We start from the raw sequence: 21,560 nt of genomic DNA, 5'->3' as shown, positions 1-21,560 counted from the left end.
ATGCTGCCATAGCAGTTACATGCCTGTTTTGTGTCGGTTAAATCCATTGTGAATGCATTGCAGAACCTCCCGGGGACACCTGGGAGGTTTTTTTGATGGATAAAATACTCACCTTTAATCTGTAGATCTAATCAAGAAAGGTGGAATTTTTTGTGACCATACTGAAAATAAGAGGTATTAAAAAGAGCTTCAATGAAAAACAAGTAATCCTAAATGCAGAATTCGATATAAAACAAAGAAGCCGAATGGGGCTCGTGGGCAGCAATGGTGCGGGAAAGACTACATTGGCGAATATCATTCACGGGAGTATCATCCCTGATCAGGGTATGATCGAAACTTTTAACGGCAGTGTCAACATCGGCTATCTAAAGCAATCAACCGAATATTCAATTCAGGAATTCGACAACACCATTGCTCTGATGGAAAATGGCCTTTTCCAGCTTTCAAGTGAGCTAGGCCTCAGCAAAGCAATCGATTGGGTTGACCCTGACTGGGAACAATTGAGCGGCGGAGAAAAGCTGAAGCTTTCGCTGGCGAGTGTGTGGGCTAGCAGGCCCGAGCTGCTGATACTCGATGAGCCGACAAATCACCTCGATCTCCAGGGTGTTGAATGGCTGATTGATGAATTAAAAGCCTTTCAAGGAGCTGTAATAATCATTTCCCATGACAGATATTTTCTCGACCGTACTGTAAAGGAAATCATCGAAATCGAAGATGGCCAGACAAAATTATTCAAAGGCAATTACTCTGCTTACCGCCAGGAAAAGAAGAGGCTGTATGAATCGCAGCTTCACCAATACGAAATTCAGCAAAAACATAAACAACAAGTACAGCAGCAAATCGCCAACCTGAAGAACTGGTCGGAAAAAGCCCATCGAGATTCGACGAAACAAGGTTCAGAGTCCGATAGAAGGCAAATCGGATTCAAAGAATACCATCGTGTGAAAGCGAAGAAATTAGACAACCAAATCAAATCGAAGATGAAACGCCTGAACCAGGAGCTCGAAAAGAACGAAATAAAGCAGCCTAAAGAGAAAGCGAATGTCCGCTTCGAATTCCAGGAACGCAGAAAAAGGGGGAAAAGAATTCTCGAAGCTCGTGAACTTTCAAAGTACTTTGGCAGCCGCTGTTTATTCGAAGATAGCCATTTTTATATGAATCACGGTGAGCGAATAGCCATCTTAGGAAAGAACGGAAGTGGCAAGACTACTCTCATTAAGCTATTGCTTGGAGAAGAGAAAGCGACGCGCGGCGAGATTTGGATAAGTGAGTCACTAAGAATTGGATACCTAAGCCAGGATGTCTCTGACCTCCCTTCGAGAAAAAATGCATTAGAGTACATGGGACTGTCAGAAAGGGAATCGATTAGCAGAGCAAGGACAACTTTTGCCAATATTGGACTTACAGAAGAAAAGCTGACAGTCCCTATCGGCCAGCTTAGTCTAGGAGAGAGGACGAGAATAAAGCTTGTCATGATGCTGTTGTCTGAAATCGACCTGCTGATTCTTGACGAGCCGACTAATCATCTGGACTTGGCCAGCAGCGAGAGTCTTGAAAAAACACTTTCGGATTTCCAGGGCTCCATTTTAGTCGTATCACATGATGTTTATTTCCTCGAGAAAATCAGTGAAAAACTTCTTGTGATTGATGACGGGAAAATCATCAGGAAAGAATTCGGAATGAAAGAAAACAAAAACAATATCCCTTCTAGCCATGATAAAAAAGATAAAGAGGAACAATTGATGATCCTGCAAAATGAAATCAATGCTGTCATTGGCAGACTATCTTTTCTAAAAAAAGATGAGCCTGCATATGATGAACTTGATAAAATGCTATCCGAGCTCTTAAGGAAAAAACGAGAGTTGGCATGAGGTTCAATAAAATGAAAAAAACACCCTCGGGTGTTTTTTCATTTATCACATCAACCTGCCCAAAGATAATCCCAATACTGCACTGAGGATTCCGCCGATATAGGTACAAGCAACATATAGGAAGAAGTCTTTTTTATGTCTGCTGTTAATAAGCTTCACTAATTCTACATTCAAGGTAGAAAAGGTGGTGAATGCCCCCATGAAACCAGTACCAGCAAAGAGGTACATGTTCCCTTGGATTCCATTGCCTACAATCCAGCCCAGCAGGAATGATCCCAAAAGATTGACCGTTAAAGTTGCTGTCGGGAGAATATTAACCGGCATTGCTTTTTGTACAAGAAACCTTGAAAGAGCTCCAGCCATGCCACCAAAGGCAACCAAAAAGTATGAAATCATTTTGCCTCCTCTCTGGGTTCTTCCAGGCCCGCACCGGCTTTATAACCTGCTGCAGCAAGGCATATGCCTCCGAGCGCACTAACAAGGACATATAAAATCCCCAGTCCAATCCGACCTGTCTCTAACAACGTCAAGGTTTCCAGACTGAAAGTCGAAAAAGTGGTGAATGATCCAGTCACCCCGGTCCCGATAGCGGCAGCCAGCACCGGATTGAGCCTATTTCTGGCAATCACTCGACTTGTAAACCACCCCAAAAACAGGGAACCTGCCAGGTTGGCTATTAATGTTCCAGCCGGAAAGCCGTTATTGAGTATATTGCTCGTACTGAGGCTTACCAGGTAACGCATAAGGCTCCCCAGCATCCCCCCCAGTCCAACTCCAATGTATGTCAATAAAATAACCGTCCTTTATTTAACACTAGTCTCTGTTCATTTTTTCCTTCAGCAATGATTTGACCAAAGCCCATTCATCTTGGATGATACTAAAAACCACCGTGTCTCTCACAAACCCATCAGCAATGATCCTGTGTTTGCGCAGTACACCTTCTTTCTGTGCACCAAGGCGGGCGATTGCATTTTGAGATCTTATATTCCTTGCATCCGTGCAAAACTGGACTCTATGTATATCCATTTTTTCAAAAGCGTTCTGGAGCATAAGGAACTTCGTTTCTGTATTTACGCTGGTTCTCCACCAGTCAGGATGATACCAGGTCCAGCCGATCTCCAGGGTTTTATGCACATTGGAAATATCAAGATATCTTGAACTGCCAACAATTTTCCCAGTTTTCTTGTCAACCACCGTGAATGGAATCTGAGTACCTTTCTTCCATTCAGCAACAGCAGCTTCGACTGCGGTCTTCATGTCGTCTTTGCTTCTGATTTTTGAAGAAGTGAATTCCCATATTTCCTGACATTGGCCAGCCTCCCATAATCCATCCAACTGGCCGATTTCCATTGGCATCAAAATCACTTTTTCCCCTTCAAGCATGAATTTCTTTTCCAAACTCCCCACTCCATTTTAATAGTATTTTTTCTACTATCATACCACTCACAAAATGAGCATGGGAATCATTGAGATATTAAAATAGGCTGCCAGATATCCCTGACAGCCTTCGCCATTATTCTACTTCTTCGAAATACTCTTTGTAGTAACCGCCTACTTTGCCGGAATTATCTACAATGAAATAAAATTCTTCTGTTTCATTTTTCACATCATTCAAATTTCCTGTTGTCAGTTTGTTGTTTACGATGTATTTTTTTGCTTCTGTGTGAACGCATTTGAGTTTTTTGATCGTTTCGCGTTCGTGCCAGTTCGTATGGATCATCTTCTGCCACTTCCTTTAAATGAGTATCATACCCTATAGTATAAAGAAAAGGCGATCCAATTAGCAATAGTTAGCTTGCATTCGCTTCTTCACCCGCAATATGCAAACCGCGAATTTCTGATTGATCGAAGGTCAGTGTTTCTCCTGTAATCACATTTTTTAACGTTATATAACAAACATCACAAATGACATCTTTGCGTATATACTGTAAAAAAGAAAAACGTTCACTTTTATAAATCAGTTCATAAAATCCTGTTTTAGTAAATCCATTCATGTTAACCCCTCTTTCCAGGATGTTTTCATCTTGGTGTTTGGCTGTGTCTTTATATACCACCATGAAGACTTGTATTAAACATCCAGGTTGAAAAGGAATTGTTTTTTAAAGACTGTTGATTGGCGAAATAAGATCCTGCCCTTCATTTTTTGCTGAATTAATAGCTGTTGAGATCGGATAACTTTCCATTAATTCTGCTTGATAAGGAACGAGCAGCTTTTTAAGCTCTTCAGGCTTATCCATCGAGCGGTCAAGCCATATTTCCAGCTTGTCCTCCGGAAGAATCACCGGCATCCGATCGTGTACATCCTTAGTAAGATCGTTGGGCGTTGTAGTAATTATTGTACAGGATGTGATACTTTTTCCGTCCTTGTTCCAGTTTTCCCAAAGGCCAGCCATAGCGAATGGCTTTTTATTTTTCATCTCAAACCGGTAAGGCTGCTTTTGTTTGCCTTCTTTTTTCCATTCAAAGAAACCATCTGCTACGATCAGGCAGCGCCTTTGTTTTAGCGCATTCTTAAAACTGGCCTTCTCGTCAACAGTTTCTGCTCTTGCATTAATCATTTTAAAGCCGATTTTCTCATCATCTGCCCAGAATGGAATCAATCCCCACCTCATCCGTGTGCCTGCTCGCTGATCGCCCTGCCTTATGACTGTTAAAATATCCTGTCCAGGAGCTATATTATATCGGGCATCCAAGTCCTCGAAGTACTCGAAATTAAATTGTTCCTTCAATGAATCGATTGATTCAAACAATGAAAAACGACCACACATTTCGCTTCTCCTCCATGTATAGCTTTTTATCTTTATAATTCCCCTAATTGTCAGGAAATAACATCCAATTATCGATTTCCCCTTCAACAGAGACATGTAAAAAAAAATAAGCCGGATTTATAAATTCAATCTGGCTTATCTAAATATTCTTTGTGTCTATCCTCTTTTTCACTTTTACTCTTAAAGCTATATTCATTGCGACAAGGACAGGGATAACCGAAGCTACCGTAAAGCCTAAAGCATATCCAGGTATGCTTTCATTCAGCACACTATCGCTTATGCTCAATCCTAAAAAGCTTATTCCGATCCCGTCTCCATCCACATGGTCAATAACCGCCCAAAGCTCAATCCCCTTAATGAGGAATAAGACACTTATGGTCGACAGTATTAATACCCAGAGCCATTTCATGCAATCATACCTCCAAAACCCCCGCCCAACGATGATGGGAGACGGTATATACACTATATTATAGGGAGTTATGATATTAATTAATATATAACAGAAGTAGTTGTAACAAAATGTTCAAAATGTTATTGTAAGTTTCGTAAAATTGAGTAAAAAATTTGCCAAACTAAAAAAAGCAAGATATCAATCTTTAAATCTGCCCATTAAGATATTATTATAAAATTTACCGTCAGAAAGAAGCTTGTCATTCTTTAATACACCTTCTACCTCAAATCCAAGCTTCTCATAGAGAATTTTGGCACTTTCATTTGTTTCCATCACGTTCAGTGTCATTTTTTTAATACCACTGGCATCTGCCCAGGCAATTGATTCCTGCAAAAGCTTCTTGCCGATTCCATAGCCCCAAAACTCCTTTAATACCCCTACACCGAATTCCACTTTGTGGGTGAACCTCTTTAATTCTGAACCTTCACACCTTGAAAAACCTACTAGCCTACCATCTGTTACTGCTACCAGAAACAGGTTCCTGGCGCTGCTGGTGTCTGCTTTAATTAGTGCTTCAAACCCCTGTGCATCGATAAATCCTTCCCCTGGTTCCCGGTCAAGATTTTCAGTTTCACCATCGATCTTAAGTCTCAAATCAGACAAAGCCTTTGCATCCGTCTCCATTGCAGACCTGATCGTATAAGTAAGATTTTTGACATTGAAGCCTTTCTCAGTAATCAGCATTTATTTCACCTATCCCTATTTAGCATAAATATCCAATAGTTAATTTTAGTGATAAGTTGTTTGATTGTATAGAGAAAAATTCAAATACGAGCAAATTGTCTAAAATCCATCACTGGAAATCCCCCTTTTTTCTGCTTCAACTACATGTTTGATCTTCCATCACCGTGATAAATCTGCTTTTTCTTATTAGGCTAATTACACACAATAGCTACTATGAATCCCTGAATCTAAAAAAGGATGGAGTCCTTAGGCTCCATCCTAAATTTTAAACTTTCTTCAGTTCTTCCACGGCTTCAAGGGCCTGTTCTCTTAGCTTGAATTTCTGTATTTTCCCGGAGGCGGTCATTGGGTAGCTTTTTGTGAATTCGATATATCTAGGGATTTTGTGTTTGGAAATCTTCCCTTTACAATATTCCTTAATTTCTTCCGAGGTGGAAGTTTCGCCTTCTTTTAGTATAATCCATGCCATTACTTCTTCGCCGTAGACACTGTCTGGTATACCGACGACCTGGACATCAAGCACTTTTGGATGGCTGTATAGGAATTCTTCGATTTCACGAGGGTAGATATTTTCTCCGCCTCTAATGATCATATCCTTTAATCTGCCTGTCACTCGGCAATACCCATTCTCATCCATTACAGCAAGATCTCCCGTATGCAGCCAGCCCTCTTCATCAATGGCCTCCTTCGTTGCGTCTGGATTTTTATAATAACCTTCCATTACATGGTAGCCACGGGTGCATAGCTCTCCCTGCACTCCTCTCGGCACTTCCTCCATCGTCCCGGGTTTAACTATTTTTACTTCAACTTGAGGGAGAGCTTTACCAACGGTTTCTACTCTTAACTCCAGTGGGTCATTCGTTCTTGACTGCGTTATTACCGGAGAAGCTTCTGTTTGTCCGTAGGCGATCGTAATTTCCGTAGCACCCATTTTTTCATTAACAGCCTTCATCACTTCAATCGGGCAGTTGGAGCCAGCCATGATACCCGTTCTTAAGGATGAAAGGTCGTATTTTTGAAATTCTGGATCATTCAGCTCTGCAATGAACATCGTCGGAACTCCGTGAAGTGCTGTACACTTCTCTTTCTCGACTGTTTCAAGCACAGCTTTTGGGCTGAATTCCTGGACAGGTACCATGGTCGCTCCCACCGTTGCACAGGCTAGCGTGCCCATGACACATCCAAAGCAATGGAAGAATGGAACCGGAATACATAGCCTGTCATTATCTTTTAGCTTCATTGCAGAGGCAACATTGTACGCATTGTTTATAATATTGCTATGGGTCAGCATGACACCTTTTGGAAAGCCAGTGGTACCTGATGTATATTGCATATTGATGACTTCGCTCTGTTTGAGAGTGGCCATACGCTGGTCCAGTTCATCATCTGTAACGTCATCTGCCATATCGAGGATATCCTGCCAGCTAAACGTTCCCGGGAACCGTTTTTCACCCATGACGATGACATTTTTCAAAAACGGAAGCCTGCTGCTTTCAAGCTTACCGGGTTCGCTGTTCTTTAGCTCTGGAACTATTTCGTACACCATGTCGATATATGAAGCGTCTTTAAATTGCTCCATCAGGATGATGGTTGTTGAATCTGATTGTTTTAATAGATATTCCAATTCTGCGGTTCTGTAATTTGTATTTACTGTTACAAGTACGGCACCTATTTTACCTGTTGCAAACTGGGTTACCACCCACTCTGGTGTATTTGAAGACCATACAGCCAAATGTTCACCTTTCTTTACCCCAAGCTTCATAAGTCCTCTGGCCGCTTTACGGCTTAATTCATTGAACTCTTGGTAATTCATTCTCAGGTTTCGGTCGGCATAGACAACAGCTTCATGTTCAGGATATGTCTTCGCCTGGACTTCCAGTAATTCCCCCACAGTGTATGGCAGTAGATTGTCCATCTATTCCCCTCCTAAATATAGTATTTATATGTAAGCGTTTCCCACTTACTATAACATCCCTGTTTGAATATTCAATATTTTAAAAATATATTCCTTCCTTTTCCCAAAAAAATATAAAAAAAACAGGGGAATCTCCCCTGCTAATTTCATTTGTACGCCAAATATATATTTGGTCATATTCCTTGGCATCTTGTATAAAAGCTTCTACTGATTTTGTCCTCCTCCCCTGTCGCGGGAGGAGGATGTTTATTCTAAAACAATTTTGATATCAAATAGATGACTCCTGCCAGGAGCCATATGTACGTGCCTGGTCATATAGGCGGAAATCCTGAAAATTTTCCTTTTCCGTCATCACCAGTACGTTTTGGTCCAATGCCTCAGGATCCTCCTGCACAATGGTTTTTCTTGTCTTTTTCCAAATTTCTCACCTCACATGCATGGGAGTCAGGACACCTGCTGAAAATAGACTTAAAAAGAGGAAAGCGATGCTCTCCTCTTTAATATTGTCTTAGTGTGTGTGGTGGACAGCACAGCGGTTTGGACCGATTTCAAGCTCCATCGCTTCGTCAGCTGTCACTTCTTTTACACCACGATTGATCGCGACGATATCCTCAAAGTTTGGTGGTGTATCGCTGGATGCTGATTGTGCAACATGGTCGACAAATTCTTCAATTGTTTTGCCTTCCATCATTTCATTTTGCTTTCTGATCAAACCTAACTGGCTTCCAATGAAACCTTCAGCATTCACTTCATCATCGAAGCTTGCATAATGCCCTGGCAATACAATAACATCATCTGCGATTTGAGATACCTTGCTATAAACAGTTTCATACAGGTCTTTTGCCCATTCTGCAGCTTTTCCGCCGAGATCGGGACGGCCAAGACCATTGACAAAGATCGTGTCTCCCGAAAATAGCAGTTTATTATTCACAAAGAAGGAAACACTGCCAGGGGTATGACCAGGAGTCTTAACGGCCAATACCTCAAGTGTGATGTTCTCAAATTCAATTTTATCATGTTGCTCCAGTGCTTCAAAGTTGAAAACTGCTCCTTCGCTCTTCATCAGGTAGTATTGCGCACCAGTAAGGTCAGCCAGCAGTTTTCCTCCGGACAAATGGTCAGCATGTAAATGCGAATCTACAATGTGTGTGATTTTCACATTTTCTTTTTCTGCAATTGCATTGTAACGGTCTGTAAACCTTGAAGGATCAATTACCAATGCTTCATTTTCTGACAGGACCATATAAGAAAGACAGCCTTTTCCAACACGAATGAATTGAAGAACTTTAATTTCATTATTCTTATACACTTCCACTGGATACAGGTATTCACTCCAGGATTTCATCCCGCCAGAAAGGTAGGAAACCTCGAAACCTTCATCAGATAACATTTCGGCCACCATGACAGATGAACCTTCTTTAGCGCAAACTACAACGATGTCCTTATCTTTAGGAAGCTGATCAACCACTTCCTCGACACCATCAATCAATTCGAAGTAAGGAATATTTAGGTATTGAATGTGTTCCCCTTCTACCTTCCAGTCTACAAAGTCCTTTTCATTCCTTACGTCAAAGATAAAGAATTCCTTTTTCTTTACTACCCATTCATTTAATTTCTCTGCAGTAATAGCTTGCATTCCCATTGTTATTCCTCCCAATGATATGAATATTTCATAAGTATCCAATCCCCATAAGATACCCTTATGGGTATATATTATTATGGCAAAAAATAAAATGCAAGCTTTTTTTGTTTTATATTGTGAAAATGGTGTTTTTTACATTGAGACTATATAAAAATTATGTTAAATATTTCTAAAAAAAATTCTTCATAATGGGTTTTCAAATTCTTAATAAACCATTACAATGGATGAAACTATACAATATAGTTTGAAAATTCAATCCATTCTTACCGAGGAGGAATGCAAATGAAAATTATGAGCAATGAACAGTTGGTGGTCTCGTATCGTGATGCATTAAAGTCGGAAAATGATAAAGAATGGGCAAAGGTTTTAAAGACAGAAATATCTAAAAGAGGACTAAAGCCATTTAAGAACCGTTAATTGTCAGGGGACGTATGGAACCAGAAAGCAAAAAATGCACTGCCGTTGATTACGGCAGTGCATTTTATTTTCTTACCCCTGAAGCAATAATGATTCAGGATCTTCCATCAATTCTTTAATTCGTTTCAAGAATGTAACTGCTTCCTTGCCATCAACAATACGGTGGTCATAAGACAAGGCAATATACATCATTGGCCTGTTTTCCATTCTCTCTTTGTCAATCGCGACCGGACGCAGCTGAATTGTATGCATTCCCAGGATTCCCACCTGTGGGCCGTTGATGATTGGCGTTGATAACAATGATCCAAATACCCCTCCGTTGGTAATTGTAAAGCTTCCTCCTTGAAGGTCCCTTAGAGAGAGTTTATTTGAACGTGCCTTTTCAGCAAGATCATTGATATCCCGTTCAATCTCTGCGAAATTCTTCCTGTCTGCATCCCTGATGACCGGAACAACAAGACCATCATCTGCTGCGACAGCTACTCCGATATCATAGAATTTTTTCAGAACGATTTCATCACCCTGGATTTCTGCATTCAAATATGGAGTTTTCTTCAATGCAGCTACAACTGCCTTTGTAAAAAAGGACATGAATCCTAATCTGACATCGTTTTCTTCATAGAACCGGTCTTTCCATTTCTTCCTTAGCTCCATTACAGCGGTCATATCGACCTCGTTGAATGTTGTCAGCATTGCCGCTGTCTGTTGGACCTCGACCAGCCTGTTCGCGATCGTCTGGCGTCTTCTTGACATCCTGATTCGTTCAACTCGGCTGTCATTTTCAGTTTTGGCTGCAGGGACAGGCTTTGATGTTTGAGTACTTTGAGCCCCAGACTGCTGTTTACTTTTTTGCTCAGGAGAATAGGATTCCACATCCTGTTTCCTGACCCTGCCAAGCGGGTCTTGGGATGATATCTGATTCAAATCGATCCCCTTTTCTCTTGCAAGCTTTCTTGCAGCAGGTGAAGCAATAATTCGCTCAGATGAACCTTGGGAACTTGATTGATTTGTTCCTGAAGGCTCATTGCTTTTATTCGAATCAATTGTTTTTGGCTGCTCTTCTTTTACTGGCTCATCAGGAGATTCAGTCTCTCTTCCTGTTTCAGCGGTGTTACTGCCGCTATCCGGCTTTCCGCTTGCTGTGATGCCCTGCTCACCAACAATCGCGATAGCTTCCCCAACCTTAACGGTATCTCCCTCTTCAGCGAGGAGGTCCGTCAAAACTCCATCAAAGTCAGAAATAATCTCTACGTTGACTTTATCCGTTTCCAACTCAACAACGTATTCACCTTTCTGAACCTGATCACCCTTTTTCTTCAGCCATTGGGCAATCGTTCCTTCAGTTATGGACTCCGCTAATTCAGGAACTTTAATCTCTGCCATTTTCGTTTCCTCCTCCATTTGTCCTTGTCAGTGCAGCTCTTACAATACGAGCCTGTTCTAATTTATGGATGTTCGGATCTCCTTCTGCCGGGCTTGAACGTCTTCTGCGTCCGATATATGAAACCTCAAGCTCATGAGGTGCTGCTTCATTGATTCTTGGTTCAACAAATGTCCAGGCGCCCATATTTTTCGGTTCTTCCTGAACCCAAACTATTTCTTTGAGATTAGGAAAGCGCTCTAATTTTTCCTTTAGAGATTCAAGTGGAAATGGATAGATTTCCTCTATTCTCAGCACATGAAGCCAGTCATGCTCAGCCGGATCAATTTTTTCAGCAATATCAATGCTCACTTTGCCAGTGCACAAGACTACACGCTCTACTCGTTCTGAATGCATGCCCAGACCCGGCTGTTCTACGATTGGTTTGAAGCTGCCATCACTCAGTTGTTCCGGATCAGCAGCAACAATAGGATTTCTGAGCAAGCTTTTTGGAGTCATCAAAACTAATGGTCTTACTGCCTCCTGTCCTAAAATCGCAGCCTGCCTTCTTAAAATATGGAAGTATTGCGCCGCGGATGAAAGGTTGGCAACCGTCCAGTTATTTTCAGCCGCAAGTGTCAGGAATCTTTCCACCCTTCCACTTGAGTGCTCTGGTCCCTGCCCTTCATAACCGTGAGGCAAGAGCATAACAAGGCCAGACTTTTGACCCCATTTCGCTCTGCCTGCTGCGACAAATTGATCGAACAATACTTGTGCGGCATTCGCGAAATCACCGTATTGTGCTTCCCAAAGTACTAATGTTTCTGGAGCGAATACATTGTAACCATACTCAAAGCCAACTACAGCAGCCTCTGACAATGGACTGTTGTGAATAGAGAATGACGCTTTGGCTCCAGGCAAAACATGTAGCGGCGAAAATTGATCCCCAGTTTCGGTGTCATGCAGGACAAGATTCCTCTGTGCGAAAGTTCCTCTCTCTGAATCCTGTCCTGTCAGCCTGATGGGTGTTCCATCTTTAAGAATTGAAGCGAATGCAAGAGTTTCTGCAAGGCCCCAATCAATTTTTCCTTTCTCCGAGAAAGCATCCTTCCTTCTAAGCAGAATTTTTTCCAGTTTATTAAAAACGTTGAATCCTTCTGGCCATTTTAGTAACTCTTCATTTGTTTTTCTTAAAATTTCAATTGGCACCGCGGTATCAATCTGAGGGATTCCCATTTCAACAACGTCCGGGATGTCTGGTTCATTTTTCACCTCATGAACTTTTTTGGGAACCTTCTCAAATGCTGCTGTGAGCTTGGAAGAAACGTTCTCTTCTATTTCGGTTCTTTTCTCATTTGTCATAACACCTTGTTCATAGAGTTTGTTCCCATATAGTGTCTTGACTGTTGGATGATTATTGACAAGCTTATACATTTCAGGATTTGTGGTCATTGGTTCGTCCATCTCGTTATGTCCGAAACGGCGGTATCCAATCAGGTCAATCAAGAAATCTTTTCCGAAAGCCTGGCGGTACTCAAATGCCAGTTTTGCCGCCATCAAGCATGCTTCCGGGTCGTCAGCATTAACATGGATAATCGGGATTTCGTACCCTTTTGCCAGATCACTTGCATAACGGGTCGACCGGGAGTCCATTGATTCCGTGGTAAACCCGATTGTGTTATTTGCGATGACATGGATCGTGCCGCCTGTTTTGTATCCAACTAAACGGCTCAAATTAAGAGTTTCAGCAACGATTCCCTGCCCAGGGAAGGCTGCATCTCCATGAATCAAGATTGCCATAGCCTTTACTGGATTGTAATTTGCGTATCCAGGGTCTTTCCTTTCATCCTGTGCTGCACGTGTAAATCCTTCTACAATCGATCCTGCAAATTCGAGGTGGCTCGGGTTATTAGCGAGAGTCAGTCTTGCATTGGCAATGCTATCCGACTTTATTTTGCGGTCAATACCGAGATGATACTTCACATCTCCTGTCCAGCCAAAGTTGATTCCAATAGACCCTTCAGATGGTACCAATTCTTTGTTGGGAGCATGCTGGAATTCCGCAAAAATCATCTCATACGGTTTACCCAATACATGGGCAAGTACATTCAGCCTTCCCCTGTGAGCCATTCCAATATTAATCGTTTCTACTCCGCTGTTCACTGCACCTGCTACTACTTCATCAAGCAGAGGCACCATTGCATCCAATCCTTCAATCGAAAACCTTTTTTGGCCCACGAAAGTCCGGTGCAAGTACTTTTCAAAATTCTCGACTTCTGTCAGGCGCTCGTACAGACCGATCTTTCTATCATTCTCAATCTTTGGAATCAGTTTGCCAGACTCCACCTTTTGACGGAGCCACTCCTTTTCCTTCATATCATTTACATGATGGAATTCATAAGCGATCGTATTCGAGTAAACCTTTATTAAGTAGTCAAATGCTTCTTTTCCATTTTTAACAGTGTAAGGAGCATCCGGACAAATCAGGTTGACAGGTATGTCCATTAAATCTGATTCTGATAATCCCCATTTATTAAAATCTTCTAGCGGTAAATCACCGCCGACAAATTCCAAAGGGTATATTTGGGCGGACAAATGCCCGTATGAACGGATATAGTCAACATATCTTAAAACTGCTGCAATTTTTTCTGGATTCCTGTATCCATTTGCTGCAGGAAGCGTTTCAAGCTCCTCAGCCATGTAAATAGATTGATTGTTTGAATTCTGCTCAAAATATTCCCTGATTTCCGGGTCGACTGATTCTGGATTCTCAAGGAACATTTCATATAATTCCTCCACATATCCCTGGTTTGGACCGTGGAATCCCGGCCAGGATGTTCCCTTGCCTGAAGCTGGCTTACTCACTGTAAAACCTCCTTACCCAATCTGAATGTGCTAATTATCTGTTACCCTGTCAAAAAAAAATTTAACGATTAATTCAAAGAATAATATTATTATTCTGATTTCAAACGGTTACATTGTTATTTTAACATGATATTATCTTTTAACCAAAGGTTTTGACTATCAAAATAGTGTAAACTTATATAGGGAATTTTATTATTTCAGTAAAATTATAAAACAAACAAAAAAAAACCGGCTTAACCGGTTTAGTTTAGAGGCTCATCATTGTAAAAAACATATTTTTTGGGGCAAATAAATTATTTCTTTTTTCGGTTTGGTTCGATTCAATCATCTCATTTGGCTCAATTGGCAATTCCATATGGCCACATGTTATGGATTTTTGAAATCTCGATCCTGCATTGAAAATATCGACTCCATCATTCGTTGTAAACCCGACATTTTCCTCATGCAATGAGAAACGGTGATGACAAGACTTAGATTCTCGCATAGTTCATCCTCCTGTTCCGTTAATCCTTCCACTTATTATATGTCGAATATTCGGAATTTTTCAGTGACAGAAAAGTAATGAAAAAGAGAAAGCATATTTTAATGCCTTCTCCTTTTTAATAACCATTTTCTTAAATCCTTAAACCGAAGTTGAGTCAGAAACCCTTAATTTTATATATTTTTCCAATTCCGATAATGAATCCGGATTGTCTGCATCAATTTCAGTGAAGGGGCCATTATATCCCTGTAATGCATGGCCGTAACGTGGATCATAATAGTGAACGAGCAACAATTCAATCATCTTTTTGTAATCTTTTTCATTAAGCGCAGTCTGGAGTGAGTATGCTGCATCTTGATTGACTCTCTTTAGCAGCTTCGAGACCTTCTCATTAACTTCCTCTACGAACCATGCTTCGTTCTTAAATGGGGCTGCGTATTCATCATAGATTCGTTCAACTCTATTGGGGATCGAGCTTTTTACAAGGAAATGGATGCCATTTGTTTTTTTCTCAAGCATTTCTTCCTGCTGGACAGCCCGCCCTATTCTTTTACTTTCCGCTTCGATAATGAAATAGTCAGAGCCTTTGATTTCATTTAATCGCTTGAACAGCAATGAATCGAAGGTTTTTTGGTTGTGGGCTTCTCCCATGCCGATCATTCCAAAAATGGAGCCACGATGATTTGCTATTTGTTCAAGGTCAACTACTGGGAATCCTTTTTCCTGGAGAGCCCTCAGGATTTCTGTCTTTCCTGTCCCAGTCATGCCGTGTAAAACTACTGCCCTTTCAGGCAGCAGTTCAGGAATTTGCTCTAAAATGTACTCCCGGTATGCTTTGTAGCCGCCTTCAAGCCTGATTGAGGGTATTCCGGCATATTCCAGGAAAGCTGCAACCGACCGGCTCCTCATTCCGCCTCTCCAGCAATGGATAACTGGTTCAGCTCCAGTGCTCTTTAAATCCTTAATCTCACCGAGCAATTCAGGAATTTTGGGCGATACAATCTCCATCGCACGCCATTTAGCTGCTTCCTGACCGGATTGTTTATAAATTGTACCAATCTCTTTTCTTTCTTCATTTGTAAATAACGGTATATTAACCGATCCAGGGATTGCCGATTCTTTATGTTCGATAGGCGCCCTGACATCTACTGGTATATATTGATTTGAGTTTACTAATTCTTGTACTGAAATGTCTTTCATTATTCTAATTGACCTCCATGGTCGTAAATGTGAAACTGCCATCTTTCTATTTTACCTAAAATGAAGATAGATTTCACTATTATGCCTTTGATTATTTCCAGCCTGAAAAATAAAAAATGACCGCTAAACTTGTTTGCGGTCAAAATGAAAACTTTTTTCCTATTAATTTGCTTATTGCCTGGCAGAATCCTTTCCATTCTGTTGGAAAAGAATTAAGACCTTCACTTTGATAAGTCTTCTCATTTGTCTTCAGTTTGACTGACCAGCTGATGCCATCAACAATAATCCCTTTTGGGAGGTAATCTTCATCCCATTCCCATACCTTGAAGGCAGCTAATTGTTTTTTGAAAGTCTCCACTGTTAAAGTTGGCTCAGCTTCTATTGAATCAGCTGCGTTTGAATCCAAATGCCATTCAAAATAAGTAAAAATGTTCTTTTGAAAATCAATCCTGACCCTCATTTCGGGACCAGGATATCGATGAAGCATGACTGTCATCATCACCGGTTCTTTTTCAGGATTAATCATGTTATTTATCAAGAGAGTGTCTTTTTTTTCTAAAGTATCAAGATTCTTTTCGTACAGTTCCATCTCTTTCAACTTCCTTTATTCTTACTGAATTCCTTTTGTTCTTTTAAGTCACCTTAAATATATTATAAATAATAATAATTGGCTGTACTGTAACAAATCGCACGCTGACAAAAATTTCTTAATAGCGCGAAAAGACAAAATCAGCCATTACTTGTAGTTAATTGTCTATTCTTGCGCTTTCCCGAGAAATAATTTTCAGAAAATAAAGATTTTTAATTTCCCCCTCCTTTATACTAGGAGGGGGTCACTTAATGAACGTATCTTCCTTGATTGGGTATTTCCTGGATGTCAAAATTCGCTGCCAGGTCCTTAAGAGAATTTTGCAGGAAATGCCCAGTCATTATCTTTCCATGCCCTGTCAATGCCCACAATGGCTCCTTCGCAGCAAGGATTTCTACAGATTGCTTTGCCTGCGTCCAGTCCGGAGTAAAGTATGCTGGGGGACCATTTATTTCTAATGATTGTGTAAAAACTGCCAAGGCTGACTCTTGTTTGACGGTAATAAATGCGTCGCCCGCAATTAATGCATGATCTTTTTCACGGAACAGTGATATATGTCCTTCTGTGTGCCCCGGGGTATGGATCCACTTCCATCCGGGCATTTCCGTGATTTCACCATTCTCCGGCAATTTTTTTGCGCTTTCGCCAATATCAATGGCTTTATTCGGATACACTGGGGAAACCAGTGCCATTAATCCTCCTCCAACAGTTGGGTCAGGAGGCAGATAATCTTTCTGGCCAGTTAAATACGGCAATTCGCGTTCATGTGCATATACTGGTACTTTCCATTTTGACAGCAGGAACTCAAGGGCTCCAATATGATCGAAATGCCCGTGAGTCAGGACGATTGCCTTTGGAGCCTGGCTGCCATATTTCTTTTTTGCTGCCTTATATATATATGGACCTGAAAAAGGGATCCCGGCATCAATTAAAACCCAGCTGCCATCATCAAATCCTTCGATAAATGCAAGATTGGCAATCAAAGTCCTTATAGGTGTAATGTCTATCCCCGCTTCAAATTCCATTTTCACACCTCCCTTTAGAGTAGTTTTCCCTTAAGAAAAATAAAAAGCAATGGATTTGAGGTTTAAAAATAAGGCATAACTGGTATAGAAAGAAATCCGAATTCCCTATGATTTTTAACCTCAGGAGTGTATGAATATGATTGATTTTATGGCAAAGCAATTTGAAAAACCCAAAGGGATTCTTGGCAAGATTGCAGGAACCATCATGTACTTTGAAAACAGGAAAATCAATAAATGGAGTATTAAAAAGCTTAACATACAAAAGACTGACCGTATCCTGGAAGTTGGCTTTGGACCAGGGTACGGAATAAAGACCATGATGTCGTCCAATCGCACGATTTCAGTCGATGGCATCGATTTATCGGAAAAAATGATGAAAGAAGCTGTAAAAAGGAATAAGGAATGGCTCGAAACGGGGAGATTGTCCCTCGAAGTTGGGGATGTTGGCAAATTCCATCCCGACCACTGTTATAATAAAATGATCTCAGTGAATAACTACCCTCTTTGGGAGGAACCATTATCTTCTTTAAAACATCTTTATGGTTTGATGGAGCAAAGAGGAATAATCGTTCTTACTGTCCAGCCCCGTGAAGAGGGGTCCACAGATGAAACAGCAATACAACTTGGTGAGAAAATAAAAAATGACCTATTACTGTCAGGGTTTAAAAATCCAGATGTGTCTTACCTAAAAGTAAGACCCGTACTGACAGTTAATGTTACTGCAGAGAAATAGCCGCTGACCATTGACAGCGGCTTTTTTTGCGAAACTTATTGAAGCACCATTTCATTTACTCTTTTCATGCTCACGATCCATTTATGGCAATGAAACACTTTTTTCATACCTTCATCCTCATTCAGGTCAAAGAATAACCATTGCTCATCTTTCTCAAATTAAATAAATGCCATTCTAAATTTATACAATAATTCTTTCTGCACATTGCACTAAGTTTCTAATTTCTTCCAGATTTCCCACTTCAAAAAGGTCAACGATTTTACTGCCAACTATGACACCGTCACAATACCTGGTGACTTCTTTGACTTGTTCTGCGTTTGATACTCCAAATCCCGCAAGAACGGGCACAGTACTGACGCTTTTTATGGAGGTTAGAAAATCTGCGAGATCTTCGCTGAATTTATTTCTTGTTCCTGTGATACCAGTTACAGTTACTGCATAAATGAAACCCGTTGCTCTGCCACTAATTTCCCTTATTCTTTTCTTAGGAGTTGTGAGCGTAACCAGCCTGATTAATGATAGTTCCTCCCGCTCAAACGAGGGGAGGAGTAAATCTTCTTCCTCAATCGGAAGATCGGGAATGATGCAGCCTGATATTCCAGCACTAGCAGCATCTAACGCAAACCTTTCAATCCCATAGGATACGATAGGATTCAAATAGGTCATCAAAATCAACGGTATTGATAGCTCATTTTTAAGTAAACTAATTTCCTCCAGCACCTTTTTTAAAGTAGTTCCCACACTGAGCGCGCGAATCCCGGCTTTTTGGATTGAAGGGCCATCCGCAACGGGATCAGAGAAAGGGATGCCGACTTCAATCGCATCTGCACCACATTCCTGCAGGTAGACCAGTTTTTCCTTCAGGGTGTGCAGACCTCCATCCCCTGCCATAATATATGGAACAAAAGCTTTTTTACCATCTAAAGTAAGTGCTTTTTGAATTTTATCCATTACTCTAAGCCTCCTAACCGATCCTTGATTGTCTGTACATCTTTGTCCCCGCGACCTGACAAGCAGACGACGATACTTTCATCTTTATTCATGCCTGCTGCAAGCCTTACTGCGTATGCAATGGCATGTGCACTTTCCAGCGCTGGGATAATTCCCTCTTGCTTTGACAATAGCTGAAATGCTTCAAGCGCTTCCTCATCTGTTACTGATTGATAATTAATTCTATTTATATCATGCAGGTAGCTATGCTCTGGACCAATGCCAGGATAATCAAGACCCGCTGATATTGAGTGTGCTTCCTGGATTTGACCGTCATCGTCCTGTAGAAGATACATCATGGCACCATGGAGAACTCCTGGTTTTCCTTTCGTAAGAGATGCTGCATGCTTATCGGTTGACAAGCCCAGGCCTGCAGCTTCAACACCATAAATGGACACTGATTTGTCCTCAATAAATGGATAAAACAAACCAATCGAATTACTTCCCCCACCAATACAGGCAACGAGAGCCTCAGGAAGCTTCCCTTCTTTTTCGAAAAATTGCTGCTTCGTTTCCTTGCCGATCACACTTTGAAAGTCACGAACCATTTTCGGAAATGGGTGAGGGCCCATTACTGATCCAAGAATATAGTGCGTGTCCCTGACATTCGTTACCCAATAACGAAGTGCTTCATTAACAGCATCCTTCAATGTCCCGCTGCCACTATCGACACTGATCACTTTCGCTCCAAGCAGTTCCATGCGGAAAACATTTAATTGCTGGCGTCTGATGTCCTCTTTTCCCATGAAAATCACACATTCCAGATTGAGCAAGGCACAGACTGTAGCTGTAGCAACTCCGTGCTGTCCGGCTCCAGTTTCAGCAACAATCTTGCGCTTGCCCATCCTGACAGCAAGCAAGGCCTGCCCGACAGTATTGTTGATTTTATGGGCACCGGTATGGTTTAGATCCTCCCGCTTTAGATAAATCTTTGCTCCGCCAGCATGTTCAGTAAGATTTTCTGCCAGATATAATGGGGTTTGTCTCCCCACATAGTCCTTCATTAACTTTTCAAGTTCTAGCTGGAACTCCTGATCCTCCAGTGCTATATTGTATTCTTTCTCCAGTTCCAGGACAGCCTGCATCAATGTCTCTGGTACGAATCTTCCTCCATATTTCCCGAAGTGACCCTTTTCGTCCGGCATATTATAAGTGCTTACAATCATTATTCTCTGCCTCCCCCGAATATTTCGCGTTGCTAATAAAATTTTTTATTTTTGTAAAATCCTTTTTCCCATTTGTTTCAACTCCACTGCTGACATCAACCATGAAGGGTTTCACTTTTGAAATAGCCAGAGCTACATTACCTGGATTCAGTCCGCCAGCCAATATTACATTTGTTTTTACGACACCAAATGACTTGGCCTGGTCCCAATTAAAACTTGTTCCATTTCCTCCCCGATATTTCCCTGGTGGACTGTCAAGCAGGATATACTCTGTTTCAAATGCTTGAATTCCGGGAAGATCCTCCGCTGCTTTTATCGAAACAGACTTTATTAATGGAAGTCCGATTCCCTTGAACTCATCTGTCGTTTCATCACCATGCAGCTGGATGTGGGTCAAACCCGCAATATCAGCGGTTCGCTTTACTGTGGCAGTACTTTCGTTCACAAAAACCCCAACCTTCCAGACGTGTTCCGGGAGTAATTCGATAATTTTTTTCGCCTCTGAAACTGTTAGCTTTCTTTTGCTTTCAGCAAAAACGAAGCCAATGGCATCAGCCCCACATTCAACAGCGTGACAAGCTGCTTCCGCCGTTTTAATACCGCATATTTTAACCTTCATGCTGATCCCTCAAGACAGGTACTGTGAAATTAGTGAAAGTCTCAATAAGATCAGAGGAAGTCATGAAAGTTTCTCCAATCAGTACTCCGTTGGCACCTGATGCTGCTGTCCGCAAGATATCATTCCTTGATCGCAACCCGCTTTCGCTAATCAGCAATGATCCTGCTTTTTTAACGAGCGGACCTAGTTTTTCAGTGTTTTCGAGATTGACCTCGAAGGATTTCAGATCCCGATTGTTTATTCCTATAAGCTTGGCATTTATGTTCAAAGCTTTATGAAGATCCTTTTCATCATGGATTTCAACAAGGCATTCAAGGCCTTTGGCAGAAGCGTAATCATATAGCTCTGACAATTTTTCCTTCGACAGAACTGATGCAATCAGTAAAACGACATCAGCCCCTGCAGCTCTTGCCAGGTCTACTTGTATTTCATCCACGATAAAATCCTTGCAAAGGACAGGCAAATCTACTGCGTCCCTGACTATTTTCAGGTCGCTAAAAGACCCCTTGAATCCCTTTTCATCCGTTAACACTGAGATCGCCGATGCACCTGCCTGGGCATAAAGCTTTGCTTGCTGTCCAGGATCCAAAGTAAGGTTGATGTCTCCTTTAGAAGGAGACGCTCTCTTAAATTCCGAGATGATTGCTACATTTTCTGCCCCTTTTAAAGCCTTGATCAGCGAACGGGTTTTCGAATAAGCATCAGGCAGTACCAGATTCGCCTTCTTTAACTTTTCGACTTCTGCTTTTTTTCTTTCAATAATCGATTCCAAAATTGTAACCAA

General features: G+C 41.3%; 23 protein-coding genes. 3 read left to right on the top strand and 20 right to left on the bottom strand.

Annotation, left to right across the window (positions count from 1 at the left end):
• Positions 1–152 precede the first annotated feature (152 nt).
• Entirely contained in the window at positions 153–1,871 is a 1,719-nt protein-coding gene (gene abc-f / locus ACXAEA_RS10290; RefSeq protein ID WP_475095795.1) for a ribosomal protection-like ABC-F family protein, read from the top strand.
• Positions 1,872–1,916: 45 nt separating this feature from the next.
• On the opposite strand, the gene ACXAEA_RS10285 is transcribed toward abc-f, so the two are convergent.
• The 10 genes from ACXAEA_RS10285 to ACXAEA_RS10240 all read right to left on the bottom strand — a co-directional run bounded on the left by ACXAEA_RS10285 (position 1,917) and on the right by ACXAEA_RS10240 (position 9,331).
• Positions 1,917–2,267, bottom strand: coding sequence for a fluoride efflux transporter FluC (locus ACXAEA_RS10285; protein WP_475095794.1), 351 nt, complete (start codon positions 2,265–2,267; stop codon positions 1,917–1,919).
• Positions 2,264–2,659 carry a fluoride efflux transporter CrcB gene (crcB, locus tag ACXAEA_RS10280; protein ID WP_475095793.1) on the bottom strand — a complete coding sequence of 132 codons (396 nt, stop codon included), beginning with the start codon at positions 2,657–2,659 and terminating at the stop codon, positions 2,264–2,266. The genes ACXAEA_RS10285 and crcB overlap by 4 nt, the downstream gene beginning before the upstream one ends.
• A gap of 25 nt (positions 2,660–2,684) precedes the next feature.
• Positions 2,685–3,269 carry a GNAT family N-acetyltransferase gene (locus ACXAEA_RS10275; RefSeq protein WP_475095792.1) on the bottom strand — a complete coding sequence of 195 codons (585 nt, stop codon included), beginning with the start codon at positions 3,267–3,269 and terminating at the stop codon, positions 2,685–2,687.
• A 115-nt stretch (positions 3,270–3,384) separates the two neighbouring features.
• Positions 3,385–3,591 carry a DUF6501 family protein gene (locus tag ACXAEA_RS10270; RefSeq protein WP_475095791.1) on the bottom strand — a complete coding sequence of 69 codons (207 nt, stop codon included), beginning with the start codon at positions 3,589–3,591 and terminating at the stop codon, positions 3,385–3,387.
• Between the two features lie 70 nt (positions 3,592–3,661).
• Positions 3,662–3,865, bottom strand: a complete 204-nt coding sequence (locus ACXAEA_RS10265; protein WP_475095790.1) for a hypothetical protein — start codon at positions 3,863–3,865, stop codon at positions 3,662–3,664.
• A gap of 105 nt (positions 3,866–3,970) precedes the next feature.
• Positions 3,971–4,639: an SOS response-associated peptidase gene (locus ACXAEA_RS10260; protein ID WP_475095789.1), complete on the bottom strand. Its 669-nt coding sequence runs from the start codon at positions 4,637–4,639 to the stop codon at positions 3,971–3,973.
• Positions 4,640–4,778: 139 nt separating this feature from the next.
• Positions 4,779–5,048 (bottom strand): hypothetical protein, encoded by a 270-nt coding sequence (locus tag ACXAEA_RS10255; RefSeq protein ID WP_475095788.1) that lies wholly within the window; start codon positions 5,046–5,048, stop codon positions 4,779–4,781.
• Positions 5,049–5,228: 180 nt separating this feature from the next.
• Positions 5,229–5,774: an N-acetyltransferase family protein gene (locus ACXAEA_RS10250; RefSeq protein WP_475095787.1), complete on the bottom strand. Its 546-nt coding sequence runs from the start codon at positions 5,772–5,774 to the stop codon at positions 5,229–5,231.
• Between the two features lie 265 nt (positions 5,775–6,039).
• Positions 6,040–7,689, bottom strand: a complete 1,650-nt coding sequence (locus tag ACXAEA_RS10245; protein ID WP_475095786.1) for an AMP-binding protein — start codon at positions 7,687–7,689, stop codon at positions 6,040–6,042.
• A 508-nt stretch (positions 7,690–8,197) separates the two neighbouring features.
• On the bottom strand, positions 8,198–9,331 hold the full coding sequence (locus ACXAEA_RS10240) for an MBL fold metallo-hydrolase (protein ID WP_475095785.1): 1,134 nt from the start codon (positions 9,329–9,331) through the stop codon (positions 8,198–8,200).
• Between the two features lie 282 nt (positions 9,332–9,613).
• Here ACXAEA_RS10240 and sda point away from each other — a divergent pair, with 282 nt between their 5' ends.
• Entirely contained in the window at positions 9,614–9,748 is a 135-nt protein-coding gene (gene sda, locus ACXAEA_RS10235) for a sporulation histidine kinase inhibitor Sda (RefSeq protein ID WP_475095784.1), read from the top strand.
• Between the two features lie 72 nt (positions 9,749–9,820).
• Here sda and odhB read toward each other — a convergent pair whose 3' ends face one another.
• The 6 genes from odhB to ACXAEA_RS10205 all read right to left on the bottom strand — a co-directional run bounded on the left by odhB (position 9,821) and on the right by ACXAEA_RS10205 (position 17,268).
• Entirely contained in the window at positions 9,821–11,131 is a 1,311-nt protein-coding gene (odhB, locus tag ACXAEA_RS10230; protein WP_475095783.1) for a 2-oxoglutarate dehydrogenase complex dihydrolipoyllysine-residue succinyltransferase, read from the bottom strand.
• A complete protein-coding gene (locus ACXAEA_RS10225) occupies positions 11,118–13,973 on the bottom strand; it encodes a 2-oxoglutarate dehydrogenase E1 component (protein ID WP_475095782.1) in 2,856 nt (951 codons plus the stop codon). Before ACXAEA_RS10225 ends, odhB begins: the two co-directional genes overlap by 14 nt.
• Positions 13,974–14,220: 247 nt before the next feature.
• Positions 14,221–14,457, bottom strand: a complete 237-nt coding sequence (locus tag ACXAEA_RS10220) for a hypothetical protein (RefSeq protein ID WP_475095781.1) — start codon at positions 14,455–14,457, stop codon at positions 14,221–14,223.
• 138 nt (positions 14,458–14,595) lie between these two features.
• A complete protein-coding gene (gene mnmH, locus ACXAEA_RS10215) occupies positions 14,596–15,654 on the bottom strand; it encodes a tRNA 2-selenouridine(34) synthase MnmH (protein ID WP_475095780.1) in 1,059 nt (352 codons plus the stop codon).
• Between the two features lie 139 nt (positions 15,655–15,793).
• Complete coding sequence (locus ACXAEA_RS10210) at positions 15,794–16,243, bottom strand: hypothetical protein (RefSeq protein ID WP_475095779.1); 450 nt, start codon at positions 16,241–16,243, stop codon at positions 15,794–15,796.
• A gap of 248 nt (positions 16,244–16,491) precedes the next feature.
• Positions 16,492–17,268 (bottom strand): MBL fold metallo-hydrolase, encoded by a 777-nt coding sequence (locus tag ACXAEA_RS10205; RefSeq protein ID WP_475095778.1) that lies wholly within the window; start codon positions 17,266–17,268, stop codon positions 16,492–16,494.
• A gap of 136 nt (positions 17,269–17,404) precedes the next feature.
• On the opposite strand from ACXAEA_RS10205, the gene ACXAEA_RS10200 reads away from it, so the two are divergent.
• Positions 17,405–18,001: a class I SAM-dependent methyltransferase gene (locus ACXAEA_RS10200; protein ID WP_475095777.1), complete on the top strand. Its 597-nt coding sequence runs from the start codon at positions 17,405–17,407 to the stop codon at positions 17,999–18,001.
• A 180-nt stretch (positions 18,002–18,181) separates the two neighbouring features.
• Here the strand turns inward: ACXAEA_RS10200 and trpA are convergent, their stop codons facing one another.
• The 4 genes from trpA to trpC are packed head-to-tail and all read right to left on the bottom strand — an operon-like array spanning position 18,182 to position 21,560.
• Positions 18,182–18,952, bottom strand: coding sequence for a tryptophan synthase subunit alpha (gene trpA / locus ACXAEA_RS10195; protein ID WP_475095776.1), 771 nt, complete (start codon positions 18,950–18,952; stop codon positions 18,182–18,184).
• The gene (gene trpB, locus ACXAEA_RS10190) at positions 18,952–20,157 is read right to left on the bottom strand and encodes a tryptophan synthase subunit beta (RefSeq protein ID WP_475095775.1); all 1,206 of its coding nucleotides are present in this window, start codon (positions 20,155–20,157) and stop codon (positions 18,952–18,954) included. The genes trpA and trpB overlap by 1 nt, the downstream gene beginning before the upstream one ends.
• Positions 20,138–20,776: a phosphoribosylanthranilate isomerase gene (locus ACXAEA_RS10185; protein WP_475095774.1), complete on the bottom strand. Its 639-nt coding sequence runs from the start codon at positions 20,774–20,776 to the stop codon at positions 20,138–20,140. Before ACXAEA_RS10185 ends, trpB begins: the two co-directional genes overlap by 20 nt.
• A complete protein-coding gene (trpC, locus tag ACXAEA_RS10180; RefSeq protein ID WP_475095773.1) occupies positions 20,766–21,560 on the bottom strand; it encodes an indole-3-glycerol phosphate synthase TrpC in 795 nt (264 codons plus the stop codon). The genes ACXAEA_RS10185 and trpC overlap by 11 nt, the downstream gene beginning before the upstream one ends.

Source organism: Mesobacillus sp. ABV4_180, from assembly GCF_056158485.1.
This window is presented reverse-complemented; position numbering and strand designations above follow the sequence as displayed.